Here is a 16,826-nt window from a genome sequence, read left to right as displayed (position 1 = left end):
GTCAGATCACTCCCTCTTCGGCCAGGGCCTTGAGCTCGTCGTCGGAGTAGCCGAGCAGGCCGCTGTAGATCTCGGCGTTGTGCTCGCCGAGGCCGGGCGCCGGCCGGTCGAGCCCCGCCTCCGAGGCGGAGAAGCGGATCGGGACGCCGGTGCCGTACAGGTCCCCGTGGCGGCCCTGGCCCGGACGGTGGCGCGGATGCTCCAGCGGCACGACCTCCTCGCGCTCCAGCACGAGCGGGTCGCGTACGGCGTCGCCGGGCTCACGCACCTCGGCGGCGGGGACGCCGTGCCGGGCGAACAGGTCGAGGACCACGGCGAGCGGGCGGTCCCCCGCCCATGAGGCCACCAGCTCGTGCAGCTCGCCGGCATTGGCCACGCGCGCGTCCCGCGTGGCGTAGCGCGGGTCCGCCGCCAGATCGTCGCGTCCCATCGCCGTGAACAGGCCGCGGGCGAACGCGTCGGTGGGGCCGCACAGCGCGAACCAGCCGTCCGCGGCGGGGAACGTTCCGAACGGCGCCAGCCTGGGCACGGTCGTCCCCGTGCGCATGGGCAGACCCAGCTTCTCGTAGGCGTCGAACGGCTCGCACGCGACCAGCGAGGTCAGCGCCCCCAGCATCGACACGTCCACGTGCTGGCCCTGGCCGGTCGCCTCGGCCCGCAGGACCGCGGCGAGCGTGCCGATCACCGCGTACAGCGGCGCGACCAGGTCGCCCACCGGCAGCCCGAAGCGGACGGGCGGCTCGCCGGGCGCGCCCGCGGTCATCATCACGCCGCTGAGCGCCTGGACGATGGTGTCCATCGCCTTGCCCGAGCCGGGACCGCCCTGCGCGCCGAAGCCGCTGATCGACGTGCACACGATGCGCGGGTTGATCGCGCTCGCCCAGTCGTGGCCGATGCCGAGCCGAGCCGTGACGCCGGCGCTGTAATTGTCGATCATGATGTCCGACACCCGGACCAGACCGGCCAGGATGTCGCGGGCCTTGGGGTGCTTGAGGTTGAGCGTGACGCTCTGCTTGTTGCGGCCCCGCAGGAGTATCGACACGGACATGTCGTCGTCCCCGTGGCGGGCGAGCGTCAGCCCGTCCGCACCGACATAGGGGGCGTTGTTGCGGGAGGAGTCGCCGCCGGTCAGCGGGTTCTCCACCTTGATCACGCGGGCGCCGAGCCCGGCCAGCAGCAGGGTCGCGTACGGTCCGGACAGCGCGGTGGTCAGATCGATCACCGTGCGGCCGGCGAGCGGACGGTCAGCCACGCAGCACCACCTCGTCTCCCTCCCAGTGGAACTCCGTCTTCAAGCCCGCCTGCCGGGTGATCTGCTCGATGTACGACACGACCCGCCGTCCTTCCTCGTCGTCGCCGAGCGGCACCGGACGGCCCGCGCCGTCGATCCGGCACGGCACGATTCCGGCCGAGACCAGACCGTCCCGGTCGAACCGGCAGACCGCGATCGCGGTGTTCCGGCTCTCGGGGTGGAAGGGGTAGTACGGCATGTCCGGGTCGGGCGCGAAGCCGTACAGCTCGACTCTGCGGCGCGCCCACTCGGCCCGTTCGCCCGCGTCGCCCGTGGTGGGCGTCAGCGCGTGGGTGACGGTCACGAAGTTGCCCAGACCGTGATAGATCGGCCTGCCGCGGTACATCTCGACGCCGCGCATGATGTGGGCGTGGTGGGCGAACACCGCGTGCGCCCCGGCGTCGATCGCGGCCTGCGCCACGGGCCGCTCGTACATCGCCAGCACGGCGGGCGTGTGCCCGACGCCCTTGTGCAGCGACACCAGCACGACGTCGGCCTCGGCGGCCAGGGCCGCCACGTCCTCGGCCATCCGCTCCAGGGAGGCGGGGTCGGCGAAGGTGTAGACGGCGGGCGGCCCGCCGGGGCTGGCGTGGTCGAGTTCGTAGTGGGTCAGCACCTTGACGTACGCGCAGCCGGGCTTGCGGCTGGTCGCCCAGGACTCGCGGGGACCGACGCAGTTGTAGCCGAGCACGCCGATCCGCAGCCCGTCGCGCTCCACGACGGCGGGACGGCGGGCCTCGTCGAGATTCATGCCTGCGCCCGCGGTGGCCAGTCCGGCCTCGGTCGCGTACGCGATCGTGTCGGCCACTCCCTGGTCGCCTGCGTCGTAGACGTGGTTGCCCGCGAGCGTCACCACGTGGAAGCCGGCGCCGGCGACCGCGGACAGCGCGGCGGGATCGGCGGGCGGGGCGGGGACGTCGGTGCTGACCTGGGCGGTGGACGTGCTGTGGGGCACCTCGATGTGGCCGATCACCACATCGCCCCGGCCCAGCGTCTCCCGGGCCGGGGCGAAGAAGGACGCGGGATCGGGCTCGTCGACGACGAGGTCGCCGACGGCCATTACCGTGAAGCTCAAAAGGTGGACTCCTCCTCCAGCTCGCGTTCGTCGGGGGTGTGCGCCGCGCGACCGGAGAAGCGCGACAGGAAGGCTCTCAGGCGGGGCGAGGCGGGGTTGTCGAAGATCTCCTCGGGAGTGCCGGTCTCGATGATCTGGCCGTTCTCCATGAAGACGCACCGATCGGCCACCTCGCGGGCGAAGCTCATCTCGTGCGTCACGATGATCATGGTCATGCCGCCGCGGGCCAGGTCGAGCACGACGCTCAGCACCTCGTCCACCAGCTCGGGGTCCAGCGCGCTGGTGGGCTCGTCGAACAGCATGATCCGCGGGTTGGTGGCCAGAGCCCTGGCGATGGCGACGCGCTGCTGCTGGCCCCCGGAGAGCATCCGGGGATGGGCGTCCGCCTTGCCCGCCAGCCCCACCCGCTCCAGCAGCCGCAGCGCCTCCCCGCGCGCCTCCTCCGGCCTCCGCCCGTGGACCAGCACCTGCGCCTCGACGACGTTGCGCAGCACGCTCCAGTGCGCGAACAGGTTGAACTGCTGGAAGACCATGCCCATGCGGCCGCGCTGGGCGGCGACGCGCCGGTCCGGCAACGGGCGCAGGTGGCCTCTGTGCATCTCGTAGCCGAGCAGCTCCCCGTCGAGGTACATGGCCCCGCCGTCGATGCCCTCCAGCTGGTGGACGCAACGGGCCAGGGTGGACTTGCCCGAGCCGGACGGGCCGATGACGGTGACGACCTCGCCCTCGTGCACGTCCAGGCTCACCCCGTCGAGCGCCAGGTGGTCGCCGAACCGCTTGCGCACGTCACGGATGCGCAGGACAGGCGTGTCACTCACCGCTGCCCCTTCCCGAAGTGCTGCTCCAGACGCCGCTGGCCGAGCGACAGAGCGGTGACCACCGCCAGGTACCAGGCGCAGACGACGATCAGCAGCGGCACGATCTCGTAGGTCCTGTTGTAGATGACCTGCGCCGAGTAGAGCAGGTCGGACAGCGCGATCACGCTGACCAGGGAGGTGCCCTTGAGCACGCTGATGAACTGGCCGCCGGTGGGCGGGATGATCACGCGCATCGCCTGCGGGAGCACGACCTTGACGAAGCTCTGCGCGGCCGTGAACCCCATCGCGCGGGCCGCGTCGCGCTGGCCGCCGTCCACGGACAGGACGCCGGCCCTGACGATCTCGGCCATGTACGCGGCCTCGTGCAGGGTGAGCCCGATGATGGCCGCGGTCAGCGAGCTGATCACGGAGTTGGTCGGCCACGAGACGAACGTCGGGCCGAACGGCACGCCCAGCGGGATCCGCGGCAGCAGGTAGCCGAGGTTGAACCAGAAGATCAGCTGGACCAGGGGCGGGATGCTGCGGAAGACCGTGACGTATACGGCGCACGCCCAGACCACCGGCCTGAAGCCGCTCAGCCTGCCCGCCGCGAGAAGCACCCCGAACACGCTGCCCAGCAGCATCACGATGACGGTGAGCAGCAGCGTCATGCCCAGGCCGCGCAGGATGTTCGGGTCGAGCAGGTACGTGCCGACGACCGGCCACTCGAACCGCTCGTTGGTGACGAGGAACCAGGCGAACTGCGCGACGAGCACGAGCAGGACGGCTCCGGCCACCCAGCGCAGGGGGCGGACGCGCGGACGGGCGGCGGCGACGTCCACGGTCCGCGGTGCCACGGCCTGCGGTGCCACGCTCATCCCGTCGCCGCGGTGTTCATCCTGGGCTCCTCCACCGCCACCTTCTGGAGCCCGTACTTGTCCATGATCTTCGTGTACTCGCCGTTCTTGAAGATCTCCTTGAACGCGTCGAACATGACCGGGCCGAGACCGCTGGACTTGGGCACGAGCATCGCCAGCTGGTCGACGCCGGCGCCCTGCTCCTCGGTCTGCGTCACGTACGTGAAGGCGTCCTTCTCCTTGGAGAGCACGTCGAGCGCGGCGCTCTCGGTCATGCCGGCCGCGTCGGCCCGGCCGGACTTCGCGGCGAGGATGGTGCCGTTGGTGTCGGCGAAGCCGATGAAGTCGAGTCCCGGCTTGCCCTGCTTGGCGCACCACTCGGTCAGGCGCTTGGCCTGGTCCTCCACGATGCTGCCGGCGGTGCCGGCGACGCGCTTGCCGCACAGGTCACCCGAGCTCTCGACGGCCGAGGACCCTGACTTGGGGATCAGGTAGGAGGTCCGGGTGACCATCCACACGAGCGCGTCGAACTGCTTCTCACGCTCGGCGCTGTCCTTCACCGGACCGTTGAAGGCGTCGTACCGGGAGGCGAGCATGCCGGACAGCGCCGCGGGCAGGCCGCTGACGATCGAGATCTCGGTGCGGACCCCCAGCACCTTGCCGAGGGCGTCCTGCAACTCCTTGTCGATGCCCGTGACGGTCTTGCCGTCGTCGGCGACGATCCGATAGGGCGGGTGGGAATCCCCGGCGAATCGGATGACGCCCGTCTCCTTGATGCTGTCGGGCAGGGCGTCGTACAGAGCCGTCGCGCCGGCCGGCCGCTGCGTCTCGCCGGCGCCTCCGCCGCAGGCTGCGGCGGAGGCGAGGGCCAAGGCGGCCGCACCCGCGAGGATGGTCCTGGGCATTCTCATGGTGGTCCTTCCGCGACCGGCCAATGATGCACTTAATGTTGCGGTCGTGGAGATAAGTGTCACACCTAGGAATGCACACCTGTCAAGAGGCGGCTTTGCGAGGGAGACGCGCGGGGCGGCCGGACCGCCGCCCCGTCACCGGGGAGCGGTCAGCTGAACGCGAGGATGGAGCTGGTGCGATGGTGGGCGACCAGCACGGCCAGCTCGGGTTCGAACTCCGCGACGATCTGCTTGACGCGGAACTCGGCGAGCGGCCCGAGGGTGTCGTAGATCTCCACGAAGAGGTCTCTGGCCGCGGCACGCGGCCAGTCGGCGGGCAGCAGCTCCGCCGGCAGATCGGGGTCGTGGTTGGGGAACGTGCGCCAGGTGTCCATGATCCTCGTACGCGCCACCAGCGCCTCGGACGCGCCGACCGCGCCGCCGCGGACGCGTTCCAGAAGGGGCGAGTAGTCGGCCACGAACCGCTCGTAGGTGCGCCGGAGCTGATCGAAGTCCCATGCCTCCTGCGGCGCGCGCATGCCCGCGAGATCCAGGGCCTCGGCGCGGAAGATCGTCGACATGGGGATCTCCAGCTCGGTGAGCACCGCGGCCGCACTGTCGGCGTCGGCCGTCGGCGAGACCCACAGCCCGTCGTAGAGCGGCGCGAAGCCGAGCCAGCGCAGCCTCGCGCGCAGCGCGTGCCGCAGGTCGCGCTGTTCCTCGGAGATGGAGAACGCCGCCATCACCCATCTCCCGTCCCACGCGCCCTGTTCCAGGCCGAAGGACATGATCCGCTGCCGCCCCTCCAGTAACACCGCGGCGGCCCGATCCGTCAGGCGGTAGTAGGTGCGCCGCCCGGCCTTGGAGGACTCCAGCAGATCCCGCTTGGTCAGGCGGCTGAGCGCGGCCCGGGCCGCCACGGCGGAGACCCCGAACTCCTCGGTCAGCCTCACCAGGGCCGCGGACGGCAGCTGCTCGGGCCGGCTGATCCAGTAGTCCCCGAGAAGCGTCGTAATCAGGTGCTGCGGGGGCGCGCCCACCTGGAAGCGCGGAAAATCGACATCCCCTGCCTCGGACCTCTCCCGATCATTCACACCATGAGTATATTGACAACGATTGATCGCGCGCTCGTTATCAGATTGTCATGCTTCTAGACGATGTGATGCCGCACATGCCGATCACCGTGGGGGGACGTGGGGGCGCAGGAAGCGGCCCGGGGTGAAGTGGACGAACTCCGCGGCGCCCAGAGCCGGGTCCTCCGCGGCCAGGCGTGCGGCCAGCTTGTTGAGCTGATGGGCGTCGACGTCCGTCCAGCGGCCGGTGACGACCCGGTTCCTCAGCGTCTGCACCGCGGCGACGAACTCGGCTCCGGTGTAGCGGCAGTGACCGGGGCGGTCGACGAACGCCTGGCGCAACATCGCACCCTTCCCGGCGCGCCGCACCACGTCGGAGTAGGCACGGGCCTGGGTGACGGTGGGGTAGTTGTCGCCGCGCTCGTGCATCGTCAGGACGGGGACGCCGAGCGAGCCGCGCGGGGTGAAGTAGTCCTCCATGTAGGCGACGGCGCCGGGGTCGGCGGAGACGCGCGGCGCCGCCGCGAGGGCGTCGAGGTCGGCGTCGAGGTCCAGTCCCGCGCTGTCGTAGAGGGCGCGCACCTGCTTCGTCCGCCCGGACTCCCGCAGTTCCCGGCGGTAGTCGACGCCCGTGTTCCAGGAGAGGTTTCCGCCCGCCCGCTGTTCCAGCGGATAGCGGGGAGAGAACACCGTCGCCATGAACGCCGCGTACTCCTGCGTCTCCTGCGCGGCCCAGTCGCGCGCGGCGGGCTCGGCGGTGCCGGTCACCGACCAGGTGGAGACCTGGGCGAAGGACGCGGCCAGCGCGATGCGGGCCCGGCCGGCCGCAGTCCGCTGAGCGGCGTCCAGGACGGCGCGGGCGGCCGTGGTGCTCCGCGCCTCCTCGTCGGCCGAGGCCAGTCGGACGAGCTTCACCGCGTCGTCGCCGGAGGCGAGCAGCGTCTTGAACGCGAAGGCCGCGTCGAGCGACTGGTTGAGCATCGCCACCGGCCCGGCCACCGAGGCGCAGTACGGCAGCGCGCCGTCGATCAGGTCGGGCCGGCGTTCGGCCAGACCGGCCGCGATGGCGCCTCCCATGGAACCGCCCCAGGCCAGGGTGGTCCTGGGCTTCCCGGCGACCTCGGCGAACTGGGCGAGCGTGTCGGCGGAGGCCCGCAGAGTCTCCTCTACGGCCCAGCCGCTCCCGTAGGGCCGGGTGCCGGCCAGGGCGTACCCGTGGGCCAGCAGCCACCTCCGCGCGGCGGTGTCGCCACCGAGGTCGGCCGGCAGGTGCTGCGGGCCGGCGCCCTCGCCGTAACCCGGGCTGAACGTCAGCACGGTGCCGTTCCAGTTCGGCGGGACCTCGATCGCGTAGGTGGCGCCGCTCGGATGGACGCCCGTGACGCTGATCTGACCGCCCTGGGCCTTGCCGGACGCCGCCGATGCGTGCGGCAGACCGGCGGCCGGCGGGAGGGCGAGTGCCAGGGCCGCGGCGGCGAGCACCGTCACGGCACGGGGCGCCCGATTGATCACTGAACGGGGATTGATGTCCGCCTCCAGGGGGTGGGAAGCTGCTGCGACCCAAGACGCGCAACAGTTCGGTGAACGGTCGTCCAGTTTTCGCCGTCAATTATGTTCGGCAGAAATTCTACGGTCGTCACAGAAGTGTTGACAATGCTCCGGAGCCTGCTTACTTTGGCCCGACCCCCTGCATGTGAGGAGCCTCGATGTTCCGAAAGCCAGCTCTGGGCGTCGTCGCGGCGGGTGCCGCGATCGCACTCCTGTCCGCCTGTGGTGCCGGCCCCGGCAGTACCCGCGGCGCGTCCGCAGACGGCGGCCGGCCCGACGAGCTGGTCTTCGCCGCCATCCCGTCGGAGCAGAGCGACAACCTGGAGGCGTCGTTCGCCCCGATCGTCTCCGCGTTGCAGAAGGACCTCGGCGTCCCGGTGCGGTTCCAGGCCGTCACCAGCAACGCCGCCGTCGTCGAGGCACAGGTCGCCAAGCGGGTGGACGTCGCCGTCTACGGGGCTTTCAGCTACTACCTGGCCCGCAGCCGCGCCGACGTCGAGCCCGTCGCCGTCCCGCTGGCCGCCCCGGGCGGCGAGCCCGGCGCCTACGCCTACGGGGTGACCCGCGGCGACGACAAGAGCATCACCTCGCTCGGGGACGTCGCCGGCAAGGACGTGTGCTTCACCGACCCCGGCTCCACCACCGGTTACCTGCAGCCCCTCGCCTCGCTGCGGGAGGCCGGCGTCGATGTCGCCAAGGACGTCAAGACGGTGTTCACCCACGGGCACGACACGGCGGTCGCCTCGCTGCTGGCCGGCGACTGCGACATCGCCTTCGTCGGAGACGTGTTCATCGACCAGCTGCTGCCCGCCCGCGGCCAGCTCAAGCCGGGGCAGGTCACCAAGGTGTGGACCTCGCCGCTCATCCCCGGGCCGCCGATCGTGGTCGGCACGTGGCTTCCGCAGGACATGCGCGACAAGATCGCCAAGACGGTGACCGGGCTGACCGCCACCGGCGCGGCCTCCGCCGGACTGTGCAAGGGCAGCGAGATCACGGGCCCGAAGAACTGGGGCCAGTACGCCGGCGCGGCGGCCTGCACCCTCGGCACCTCCACCGCCTGGACGTTCGTCAAGGCCACCGACGCCACCTACCAGCCGATCACGCGCATCTGCGAGATCACCGAGGCCGAGGTCTGCACGTCCGGTGGCTGAGGAACCCGCCACGATCGGCGACCCCGTGCTGCGGCTGTCGGATGTCGGCAAGGGCTTCCACGGCACCACCGTGCTCGACGGCGTCTCACTGGACGTCCCGCAGGGCCAGTTCGTCGCGTTGACCGGCCCCTCCGGGGCCGGCAAGTCCACGCTGCTGCGGCTGGTCAACGGCATGCACCTGCCGGACAGCGGCACCGTGCACACCCTCGGCGAGAACCCGGCCGCCTGCTCCCGGAGCCGGCTGCGCGCCCTGCGCGCCAGGGTCGGGTTCGTCTTCCAGCAGTTCGGGCTCGTCGGGCGGCTGTCCGCGCTGGAGAACGTGCTGATGGGGTCGCTGGCGACCCTGCGGCTGCCGAGATACGGCGTGATGAGCTACCCGCGCGCGCTGCGGATCCGCGCCGTGGAGCACCTGGACCGGGTCGGGCTGGCGGACCGGCGGTTCCAGCGCTGCGACACGCTCTCCGGCGGGCAGCAGCAGCGGGTCGCGGTGGCCCGGACCCTGCTGCAGAGTCCCGAGCTGATCCTCGCCGACGAGCCGGTCGCCTCGCTGGACCCGGCGGCGAGCGCGCTGGTGCTCGAGACCCTCAAACGGATCAGCGTCGAGGACGGCATCTCCGTGGTGTGCAGCCTGCACCAGATCCAACTCGCGCTCGCCACCGCCGACCGGGTCGTGGCGCTGCGCGGCGGCCGACTGGTGCTGGACGAGCCGGCGGCCGGCCTCACCGCCGAGCGGCTGCGCGAGGTCTACGAGACGGCGGGGACCCGCGACGCTCAAGCTGGGGCGCGCGATGCTCAGGCGGGGGCGCGCGATGGTTGACACCACCCCCGTCGCGCGGGCCCCGGCCGCGGCGGACCCGGGCCCGCTGCGGCCGCCGTGGAGCGCCCGCGCCCTCATCGCGACGGGGCTGCTCGTCGCGGCCGTGGCCGTCACCTGGCTGACGTTCTGGTGGATCGGCCTGTCCCCCGCCTCACTGGCCGCCGGATTGGACGACACCGCGCGGCTGCTGCGCCGGATGTGGCCACCGGACCTGCCCGGCGCCGGCGACGTCGCGGGGATGGTCGCCGAGACGCTGCTCATCGCGGTCGCGGGCACCGGTCTGGCGGCGCTGGCCTCGGTGCCGCTGGCCTTCACCGCCGCGCGTACCCACCGCGGGCCCCGCTGGCTGCGGCCGGCCGCCCGGGTGGCCGTCGTGCTGACCCGGGCCGTGCCGACGCTGGCCTTCGCGATCCTGTTCGTGCGGATCTTCGGCCTGGGCCCGCCGGCCGGCGCGCTCGCCGTCGCCGTGCACTCGGTCGGAATGATCGCCAAGCTGCTGGCCGACGTCGTAGAGGAGGCCGACCCCGTCCCCGCCGAGGCGGCCCGCGCGTGCGGGGCCGGCGAGGTGCAGGTGGCCGTCTCCACCGTGCTGCCCCGCGTGTTCCCGGCGCTGACCGGCATCGTGCTCCACCGCCTCGACATCAACATCCGGGCGTCGGCCGTGCTCGGCGTCGTCGGGGCCGGCGGCATCGGCGTGGCGCTGCAGACCGCGCTGGGCAGCCTCAACTACCACCGCGCGGCGGGAATCATCTGCGTGATCGTCGTCCTGGTGCTGCTGCTGGAGCTGCTGTCGGTGGCGGTCCGCCGCCGCACGATCCGCCACCTGGTCCGCCACGGCACGATCCGCCGCCGCGCGGTCCGCCGCCGGAGCAGGGCCGGCCGGTCCGCCGGGGACCCGACGGGCACGGCCGCGCTGCCCGCCGGGCGCGCCCCGCACGACGTCGGCTGGGACCGCGGCCGGGTGCTGCGGGTGGCCGGCGCGGTCGCCACCGGGATGGTCTTCCTGGTGTCGCTGTGGTCCCTGAACCCCGACCCGGCGCGCCTGTCCGGCGCCTGGCCGAACCTGCGGAGCGTACTCACCGGCATGTGGCCGCCCGCGTTCTCCGGCCACCTGCTCATGGCGGTGCTGGAAAGTCTGCTGATGGCGCTGGGCGCCGCCGCGGTGGGCGCCGCGTGCGGCCTGGTGCTGGCCCTGCTCACCGCCGTCACCACCACTCCCTGGCGGCCGCTGTCCGCGGTGGTCCGAGTGCTGCTGGTGGTGGTCCGGGGCGTCCCCGACCTCGTGTACGCCCTGCTGTTCGTGGCCGCGCTGGGGCTCGGCCCTTTCGCCGGTTTCCTGGCGCTGTGGATCTCCTCCACCGCGCTGGCGGCCAAGTTCTTCGCCGACTCCCTGGAGCAACTCGATCCGCTGCCGCACGAGGCGCTGACCTCGGTCGGCGCCCGCCGATGGCAGGCGTTCGCCGCCGGGATCTGGCCGCAGTTCGTGCCGTCGTTCACCGGCAACGGCCTGTTCGTGGCCGACCTGGCGTTGCGCGAGTCGGTCGTGCTCGGCATCGCCGGCGCGGGCGGCGTCGGCTACCTGATGCAGGAGTCGATCGCCACGCTGCGCTACGACACCACCGCCGCGATCGTCATCGCGATCGCCGTCGTCGTGTACGCCATCGAGACGCTCGCCCGGGTCGCGCGCAGGCACCTGCTGTGAGCGGCCATGACGGGAAGGAAGGGATTCCACCATGACCACCACCGCCGACGGCCCCGGGCGCGCCTCCGACTGGGACCCCACCGCGCCGGAGACCTTCGACAGCTCCCACGAGGTCTACGCCGAGCTGCGGCGACGCTGCCCGGTGCCGTGGAGCGACGCCTTCGGCGGCTTCTGGGCCGCCACCCGCTACCCGGACGTGGTACGGGTGGCCCGGGACAGCGAGACGTTCAGCACCGCCGTGCAGAACGTCGTGCCGCACGTGCCGCGCGCCCAGCGGCGGCCGCCGCTGCACTTCGACCCACCCGAGCACGCGATCTACCGCGCTCCCATGGACCGGGTGCTGCGCCGCGGCGTGGTACGGCGTCTCGAACCGGCCTTCGCGGAGGCGGCACGCGAGCTGCTGGGGCCGCTGCTGGCCCGCGGCGGCTGCGACTACTCCCAGGAGTTCGCGCTGCCGTACGCGGCCCAGTGCTTCGCGCTCTTCCTCGGCCTGCCGGTCGGCCAGGTGCTGGAGATCCGCCGGATCGGCGTCGAGTACAGCTTCGCCATCCAGGAGATGGACCGGGCCGGGGTCATGGCGGCCGGAGAGGAGCTCTACGCGATCGCCCGGGCCATCGTCGAGGACCGCCGCACCGACCCCCGCGACCCGGACGAGGACCTGGTCACCAGCCTGCTGCGGGCGTCCGCCGACCCGGCTCGGCCGATCCCGCACGACCTGGTCGTGGCCACCGTGCGGCAGACCATCGTGGCCGGCATCGGGGCGCCGCACGCCGCGCTGGGCAGCGCCGCCGTCCACCTGTCCCGCGACCCAGGGCTCCAGGACCGGCTGCGTGCCGACCCCGGGCTGCTGCCTGCGGCGATCGAGGAGCTGCTGCGGCTCTACGCGCCCTACCGGGTGTTCGCCCGCACCGCCACCCGGGACGTGGAACTCGGCGGCCGCACGGTGCGCGCCGGAGAGGCGATCGCGATGATCTTCCCCTCGGCGAACCGCGACGAGGCGGTGTTCGACGACGCGGACCGGCTCGACCTGGAGCGGCGGCCCAACCGGCACCTCGCGTTCGGCCGGGGCGCGCACCGCTGTCCCGGCGCGGCGATGGCCCGGCTGGAGATGACGGCCGCGCTGGGCGAGCTGCTCGCCGCCACCACCCGCGTCGAACCGGACGGCGAGGTGGAGATGTTCAACTGGCTGGAGTTCGGCCCCAGGTCGGCGCCGCTGCGCCTCGTCCCCCGCTGCTGACCCTCGCTCTGGGCGTCAGGGAGCGCTCCGGCGCGTTCCGGATGACGCTTACCCGCACCGGCGTCATGGTGCATGTCGTTCGTCAGGGCGTGGACCGGGCACGCCACCCCCACCACGGCAGGCGGCAGGGGCGTCGCCCGCCACGTGGCCGCGGCCGCCTGCCGGTGGTCCCACCTCCGCGAGCGGGGTCAGCCACGCAGCGGACGCCGACGAGACCGCGCCTCACCCGGCGTACGTCCCGGTCGCTCCGTCACGTGATCGAAGCGGCGATCGGGGGATTGACATTGATGACAGAACGCTGAACGATCGTCTCCGTTGGCGACTGCTATATGTCTCTCAACAGCTGCCAGGCGCCCCGCCGGCCATTCGCGGACCTCGTCGGGCCCCGAGCCAACACCCCCTGCCCGTCCATCAACCGTGGAGGAAACGCAACGTGCTTGCCCGCTCCATGACCGCGCGGACCCTGCTGGCGGCGACCGTGGGGGCGGCCGTCCTCGCCGGCTCCGGCGCCGCCGCGGCGTCGTCCGCCCAGAAGCCGCAACCGCCGAAGCCCCCCGCGACCGGCGCCCCCGCGACCGCCATCCTGCCCACGGTCCGCGAGGCCGCCGAGGGATTGCCCGGGCACACCGTCTACCGACCGGCCGATCTCAAGGCGCTGCGGAAGGGCAGCCTGCCCGTGATCGTCTACGGCAACGGCGCCTGCGCGACGAGCAACCTGGAAGGCATTACGTTCCTGACCGGCCTGGCCTCGCAGGGATACATCGTCGTGGCCAACGGCGGGCTGGACGAGTTCCCCGTCCCCAACACCCCCGAGAACACGATCGCGCACCCCGAGGCGCTCCTCGCGGCCGCCCACTGGGCCACCGAGTCGAAGCAGGCACGCAAGCAGTTCGACGGGCGGGCGGACACGACGCGGGTCGGCGTGCTCGGCCACAGCTGCGGCGGCGTCGAGGCCCTCGCCGCCGGGACCGACCCCATCGTCGACGCGGTCGCCGGATTCAACACCGGATACTTCGCGGACCCGGTCTTCGGCGGCTACGGCCGCGACCGTCTCGCCGGCCTGCACACCCCGACTCTGCTGGTGAACGGTGGTCCGGACGACGTCGCCTACCAGAACAGCGTCGACAACTACGCCCTGCTCGACGTCCCCGCCGCCCTGGTCAGCGACACGGCGGCCGGCCACACCGGCCTGATCGCGGGTCTGGAAGCCACCAAGGGCTGGCAGGTGGCCGCGGACTGGTTCGACTACGTCCTGCGCGGGGACCAGGCCGCCGGGACGCGCTTCGTCGGCCCAGACTGCGGACTGTGCGGCGAGAACGGGTGGACGGTCGAGTCGAAGGGGCTGGCGCTGTGATCCGCCGTGGAGTGACCGCATGCCTGGCCGCCGCGCTGGCGGCCGTCGCCGGAGGCGGAACCGCCGCCGCCGCTGCCCCCGCCGGACCTCCCGGCGGCACACCCTGCCTGCCGGACTCCCCCGCCCGTCCCACCTGTGTCAGCGGCACCCTCAAGGACGGCACGCCGTACGAGTTCGTCGTCCCGGCCCACTGGAACGGCACCGTGGTGGTCGCCCTCGACTTCGCCGGACCGGGCCGGAGCGAGCCCCTGACCGCGCGTCTGCTGGCCGACGGCGTGGCCCGCGGCGGGACGAGCCGGGCGATCACCGGCTGGGACATCCGGTCCGCCATCGACAACCAGGCCGAAGCGCTGGCCCGCTTCGAGCAGGCCTACGGCCCGGCCCGCAAGGCCATCGCCTCCGGGACCTCGATGGGCGGTTTCGTCGCCGCCGGCGTCGCCCAGGTCCATCCCGGCGCCTTCGACGCCGCCGTCCCGATGTGCGGCGGCCTCGGCGGGTCCGTCGGCCAGTGGAACCAGAAGCTCGACACGGTCTTCGTGCTCGAGCGCCTGGTCGCACCGGGGCTGCCGGTCGTCGACATCCCGGCGGACGTCGAGTCGGCCAGGAAGGCGTGGATCGACGCCCTGGCCGCGGCGCAGCGGACCCCGGAGGGACGGGCCCGGATCGCACTGGCCGCCGCGATCGGCCAGTTGCCGGCCTGGGGACGCAACCCCGACGGGTCCGTGCCGCCGCCTCCGGACAGCGGGGACGCCGCCGCGCTGCAGCAGGGCGCCTACCTCGCGCTCGCCGGCGGGCCCCTGCCCTACATCGGGCAGGCCATGAGCAGCCGGCGCCAGCTCATGGCGGTGGCCGGCGGGAACCCGTCCTGGAACACCGGCGTGGACTACGAGAAGCAGCTGCGCCTGGCCGATCCCGCACTCCGGCGTGCCGTCCGCGAGCTGTACAGGGCGGCGGGCCTGGATCTCGCGGCCGACCTGAAGACCCTGGCCGCCGCGCCCCGCGTCGCGGCGGATCCGGACGCCGTCAAGCGCTTCTCGCGCGGGATCGTCCTGAAGGGTGACCTGCGGATCCCCGTCCTGACCCTGTCCGGCACCGGTGACCAGATCTCCACCGTCGCCCAGCAGCAGTCGTACGAGGAGAACGTGCGCCGGGCGGGAGCGAACTCCCTGCTGCGCCAGACGTACACGGAGACCGTCGGCCACTGCGACTTCTCCCCGGCGGAGCAGGAAGCGGCGCTCATGACGATGTTCGACCGGCTGCGGAGCGGTCGCTGGCCCGCGACGTCCGCCCCGGCGATGAACGCCCGCGCGGCGGCGCTGGCCGCCGGCCCCGCTCCTCGGTACGTCCCGTTCACCCCGCCCCGGTTCAACCGCCCCTATCCCGGCTGAGCCCGTACGGGCCGCCGCGCCCGGTCCGGCCGGCTGGGCCGTACGGACCGGGCAGCGGCCGGGCCGTCGCTCGGGGACGCGGCAGGGGACGCATGATCAGGGCGTGTACCCGCAACAGTCACCGATCGTTCACCGAACGGTAACCTTAACTACGCCGTTCTGGGAGGTTTATGAGTCATTCTTCCCTAGAAGCCGATTTGTCCTACCGAGGTGTCAAGTGACTGAGTTCCTCGCCGCCGTACTCTCCCGGGCGGCCATCATGGTCCTGGAAGCGCTGCTCGTGCGCCTCATCCAGACTCTTGTGACGTCGACCTTCCGCGTCACGCTGCCGCACACGGCCTGACCGGCGGGACGCCCGTTCATCGCGGGCCGGCGCCGCCGGCTCCCACGAGCGCCGATTCCTCGGGCCGCCGGTTCTCCGAACCGCCCGGCCCTGCTACCGCGCCCCAAGGAAGGCCGTCCGCCGCACGGCCACAGGCCGGCCGAGCCAGGCCCGTGAACGCGAAAGCCGGCCCCCCGTTGAGACCGGCTGCTCCCTCCACCCCCTCACGGGGACGGGAGCGCCGGGCGATCACGCCCGGCTCGGCGGCTCCCTCGTCCCCCGGCGACGGCAACCGCCCGTTCACCCGGGCCGGTGCGGCCTGTCGCCTCCCGCGGGATCGTCTCCCCAGGGTCAGTCCTTGAAGGCGTCCTTCACCTTGCCGGCGGCGTCCTTCACCTTCTCGCCGGCCTGCTTCATGTGGCTCTTGGACTGATCGGCGCGACCCTCGGCCTCCAGACTCTCGTCGTCGGTGACCTTGCCGATCCCCTCCTTGGCCTTGCCGGCGACCTCTTCCGACTTGTTGCGGAACTTGTCCTCGGTGCTCATCCGGACGCTCCTCTCGGTTCCAGAAGCTGACGAACACCCTCTTTCCCCTGGTGAAGTGGCTAAACGCGACCCGGCGTGTCGCACCCGCCTCCGCAAACACAATCCCTCCAAAACGGGAAGACGTGACGAACCGGGCGTACGCTAGGAATAAGGACTAAAGCACACACCTCTGAAGGGTGGTGTGACGTATGACACACGGTGCCGACATCGGGACGCATCCCGACATCATGCAGATGCGCGCCCGCTACGAGGCCGCCGCGGCGAATCCCGCGGCGCAGCTCGCCGACGGTCTCACGCTCCTGAGCGGCCTGTATCTAGCGCTCTCGCCGTGGATTATCGGATTCAGCGGCACGCGGACTCCGCTCGCGGTGAACAACCTGGTAACGGGCCTCGCCGTGGCGCTCCTGGCGATGGCGTACAGCTCGGCGTTCGGGCGCACCTACGGACTCTCCTGGGTCGCCCCGCTGCTCGGTATCTGGACCATCATCGCCCCCTGGGTGATCCGGGGAGGCATGGCGACCACTGCGACGATCATCAGCAACGTGGTCGTCGGCGCGCTCATCCTGCTTCTCGGCCTGGCGACGATGCGGTTCGCCATGATGCAGCGCGTACAGCCCGGCGGGTTCCGCACCGGGACGCCGCACATGGGACCGGCCCACTGACCGGACCCCGGCCGAACGGCGGGCGGCGCATCGCCTCGCCCCGCGCCGGCACGCCACGCGGGCGCGGCACCGCCGCCCCCGGGATGCCGTAGCCGGCGCGGTCGCCGTCACGTCAC

Annotated in this window: 16 protein-coding genes; 8 read left to right on the top strand and 8 right to left on the bottom strand. The window is 72.3% G+C overall.

What is annotated here, in order from left to right:
- Position 1 precedes the first annotated feature (1 nt).
- The 7 genes from HHX41_RS18330 to HHX41_RS18300 form a co-directional block, all read right to left on the bottom strand.
- On the bottom strand, positions 2-1,252 hold the full coding sequence (locus HHX41_RS18330; protein ID WP_182906941.1) for a CaiB/BaiF CoA-transferase family protein: 1,251 nt from the start codon (positions 1,250-1,252) through the stop codon (positions 2-4).
- Positions 1,245-2,366: a CapA family protein gene (locus HHX41_RS18325; RefSeq protein ID WP_259401077.1), complete on the bottom strand. Its 1,122-nt coding sequence runs from the start codon at positions 2,364-2,366 to the stop codon at positions 1,245-1,247. The genes HHX41_RS18330 and HHX41_RS18325 overlap by 8 nt, the downstream gene beginning before the upstream one ends.
- The gene (locus tag HHX41_RS18320; RefSeq protein ID WP_182906940.1) at positions 2,363-3,184 is read right to left on the bottom strand and encodes an amino acid ABC transporter ATP-binding protein; all 822 of its coding nucleotides are present in this window, start codon (positions 3,182-3,184) and stop codon (positions 2,363-2,365) included. Before HHX41_RS18320 ends, HHX41_RS18325 begins: the two co-directional genes overlap by 4 nt.
- Complete coding sequence (locus HHX41_RS18315; RefSeq protein ID WP_182906939.1) at positions 3,181-4,041, bottom strand: amino acid ABC transporter permease; 861 nt, start codon at positions 4,039-4,041, stop codon at positions 3,181-3,183. The genes HHX41_RS18320 and HHX41_RS18315 overlap by 4 nt, the downstream gene beginning before the upstream one ends.
- Entirely contained in the window at positions 4,038-4,931 is an 894-nt protein-coding gene (locus HHX41_RS18310; RefSeq protein ID WP_259401076.1) for a transporter substrate-binding domain-containing protein, read from the bottom strand. The genes HHX41_RS18315 and HHX41_RS18310 overlap by 4 nt, the downstream gene beginning before the upstream one ends.
- 149 nt (positions 4,932-5,080) lie before the next feature.
- A complete protein-coding gene (locus tag HHX41_RS18305; RefSeq protein ID WP_310742047.1) occupies positions 5,081-6,004 on the bottom strand; it encodes a PaaX family transcriptional regulator C-terminal domain-containing protein in 924 nt (307 codons plus the stop codon).
- 84 nt (positions 6,005-6,088) lie between these two features.
- Positions 6,089-7,495 carry a hypothetical protein gene (locus HHX41_RS18300; protein ID WP_182906938.1) on the bottom strand — a complete coding sequence of 469 codons (1,407 nt, stop codon included), beginning with the start codon at positions 7,493-7,495 and terminating at the stop codon, positions 6,089-6,091.
- 194 nt (positions 7,496-7,689) lie between these two features.
- On the opposite strand from HHX41_RS18300, the gene HHX41_RS18295 reads away from it, so the two are divergent.
- The 7 genes from HHX41_RS18295 (at position 7,690) to HHX41_RS40705 (ending at position 15,523) form a co-directional block, all read left to right on the top strand.
- Positions 7,690-8,682, top strand: a complete 993-nt coding sequence (locus tag HHX41_RS18295) for a phosphate/phosphite/phosphonate ABC transporter substrate-binding protein (protein ID WP_182906937.1) — start codon at positions 7,690-7,692, stop codon at positions 8,680-8,682.
- Positions 8,675-9,499, top strand: coding sequence for a phosphonate ABC transporter ATP-binding protein (locus tag HHX41_RS18290; RefSeq protein WP_182906936.1), 825 nt, complete (start codon positions 8,675-8,677; stop codon positions 9,497-9,499). Before HHX41_RS18295 ends, HHX41_RS18290 begins: the two co-directional genes overlap by 8 nt.
- Complete coding sequence (gene phnE / locus HHX41_RS18285; RefSeq protein WP_182906935.1) at positions 9,492-11,201, top strand: phosphonate ABC transporter, permease protein PhnE; 1,710 nt, start codon at positions 9,492-9,494, stop codon at positions 11,199-11,201. The genes HHX41_RS18290 and phnE overlap by 8 nt, the downstream gene beginning before the upstream one ends.
- Before the next feature lie 31 nt (positions 11,202-11,232).
- Complete coding sequence (locus tag HHX41_RS18280) at positions 11,233-12,438, top strand: cytochrome P450 (RefSeq protein WP_182906934.1); 1,206 nt, start codon at positions 11,233-11,235, stop codon at positions 12,436-12,438.
- 433 nt (positions 12,439-12,871) lie between these two features.
- On the top strand, positions 12,872-13,792 hold the full coding sequence (locus HHX41_RS18275) for a S9 family peptidase (protein ID WP_182906933.1): 921 nt from the start codon (positions 12,872-12,874) through the stop codon (positions 13,790-13,792).
- Positions 13,789-15,180, top strand: coding sequence for a S9 family peptidase (locus HHX41_RS18270; protein ID WP_220504187.1), 1,392 nt, complete (start codon positions 13,789-13,791; stop codon positions 15,178-15,180). The genes HHX41_RS18275 and HHX41_RS18270 overlap by 4 nt, the downstream gene beginning before the upstream one ends.
- A 217-nt stretch (positions 15,181-15,397) precedes the next feature.
- Complete coding sequence (locus HHX41_RS40705) at positions 15,398-15,523, top strand: hypothetical protein (protein WP_259401075.1); 126 nt, start codon at positions 15,398-15,400, stop codon at positions 15,521-15,523.
- 330 nt (positions 15,524-15,853) lie between these two features.
- Here the strand turns inward: HHX41_RS40705 and HHX41_RS18265 are convergent, their stop codons facing one another.
- Positions 15,854-16,048 carry a CsbD family protein gene (locus HHX41_RS18265; RefSeq protein ID WP_169984467.1) on the bottom strand — a complete coding sequence of 65 codons (195 nt, stop codon included), beginning with the start codon at positions 16,046-16,048 and terminating at the stop codon, positions 15,854-15,856.
- 188 nt (positions 16,049-16,236) lie between these two features.
- Here HHX41_RS18265 and HHX41_RS18260 point away from each other — a divergent pair, with 188 nt between their 5' ends.
- Positions 16,237-16,710 (top strand): SPW repeat protein, encoded by a 474-nt coding sequence (locus HHX41_RS18260; RefSeq protein WP_169984468.1) that lies wholly within the window; start codon positions 16,237-16,239, stop codon positions 16,708-16,710.
- Positions 16,711-16,826 lie beyond the last annotated feature (116 nt).

This window comes from Microbispora sp. H13382, assembly GCF_014161445.1.
In the GTDB taxonomy this organism is placed as follows: Bacteria; Actinomycetota; Actinomycetes; order Streptosporangiales; family Streptosporangiaceae; genus Microbispora.
Note: the sequence above shows the minus strand (reverse complement) of the source record. Positions and strands in the feature narration are given on the sequence as shown.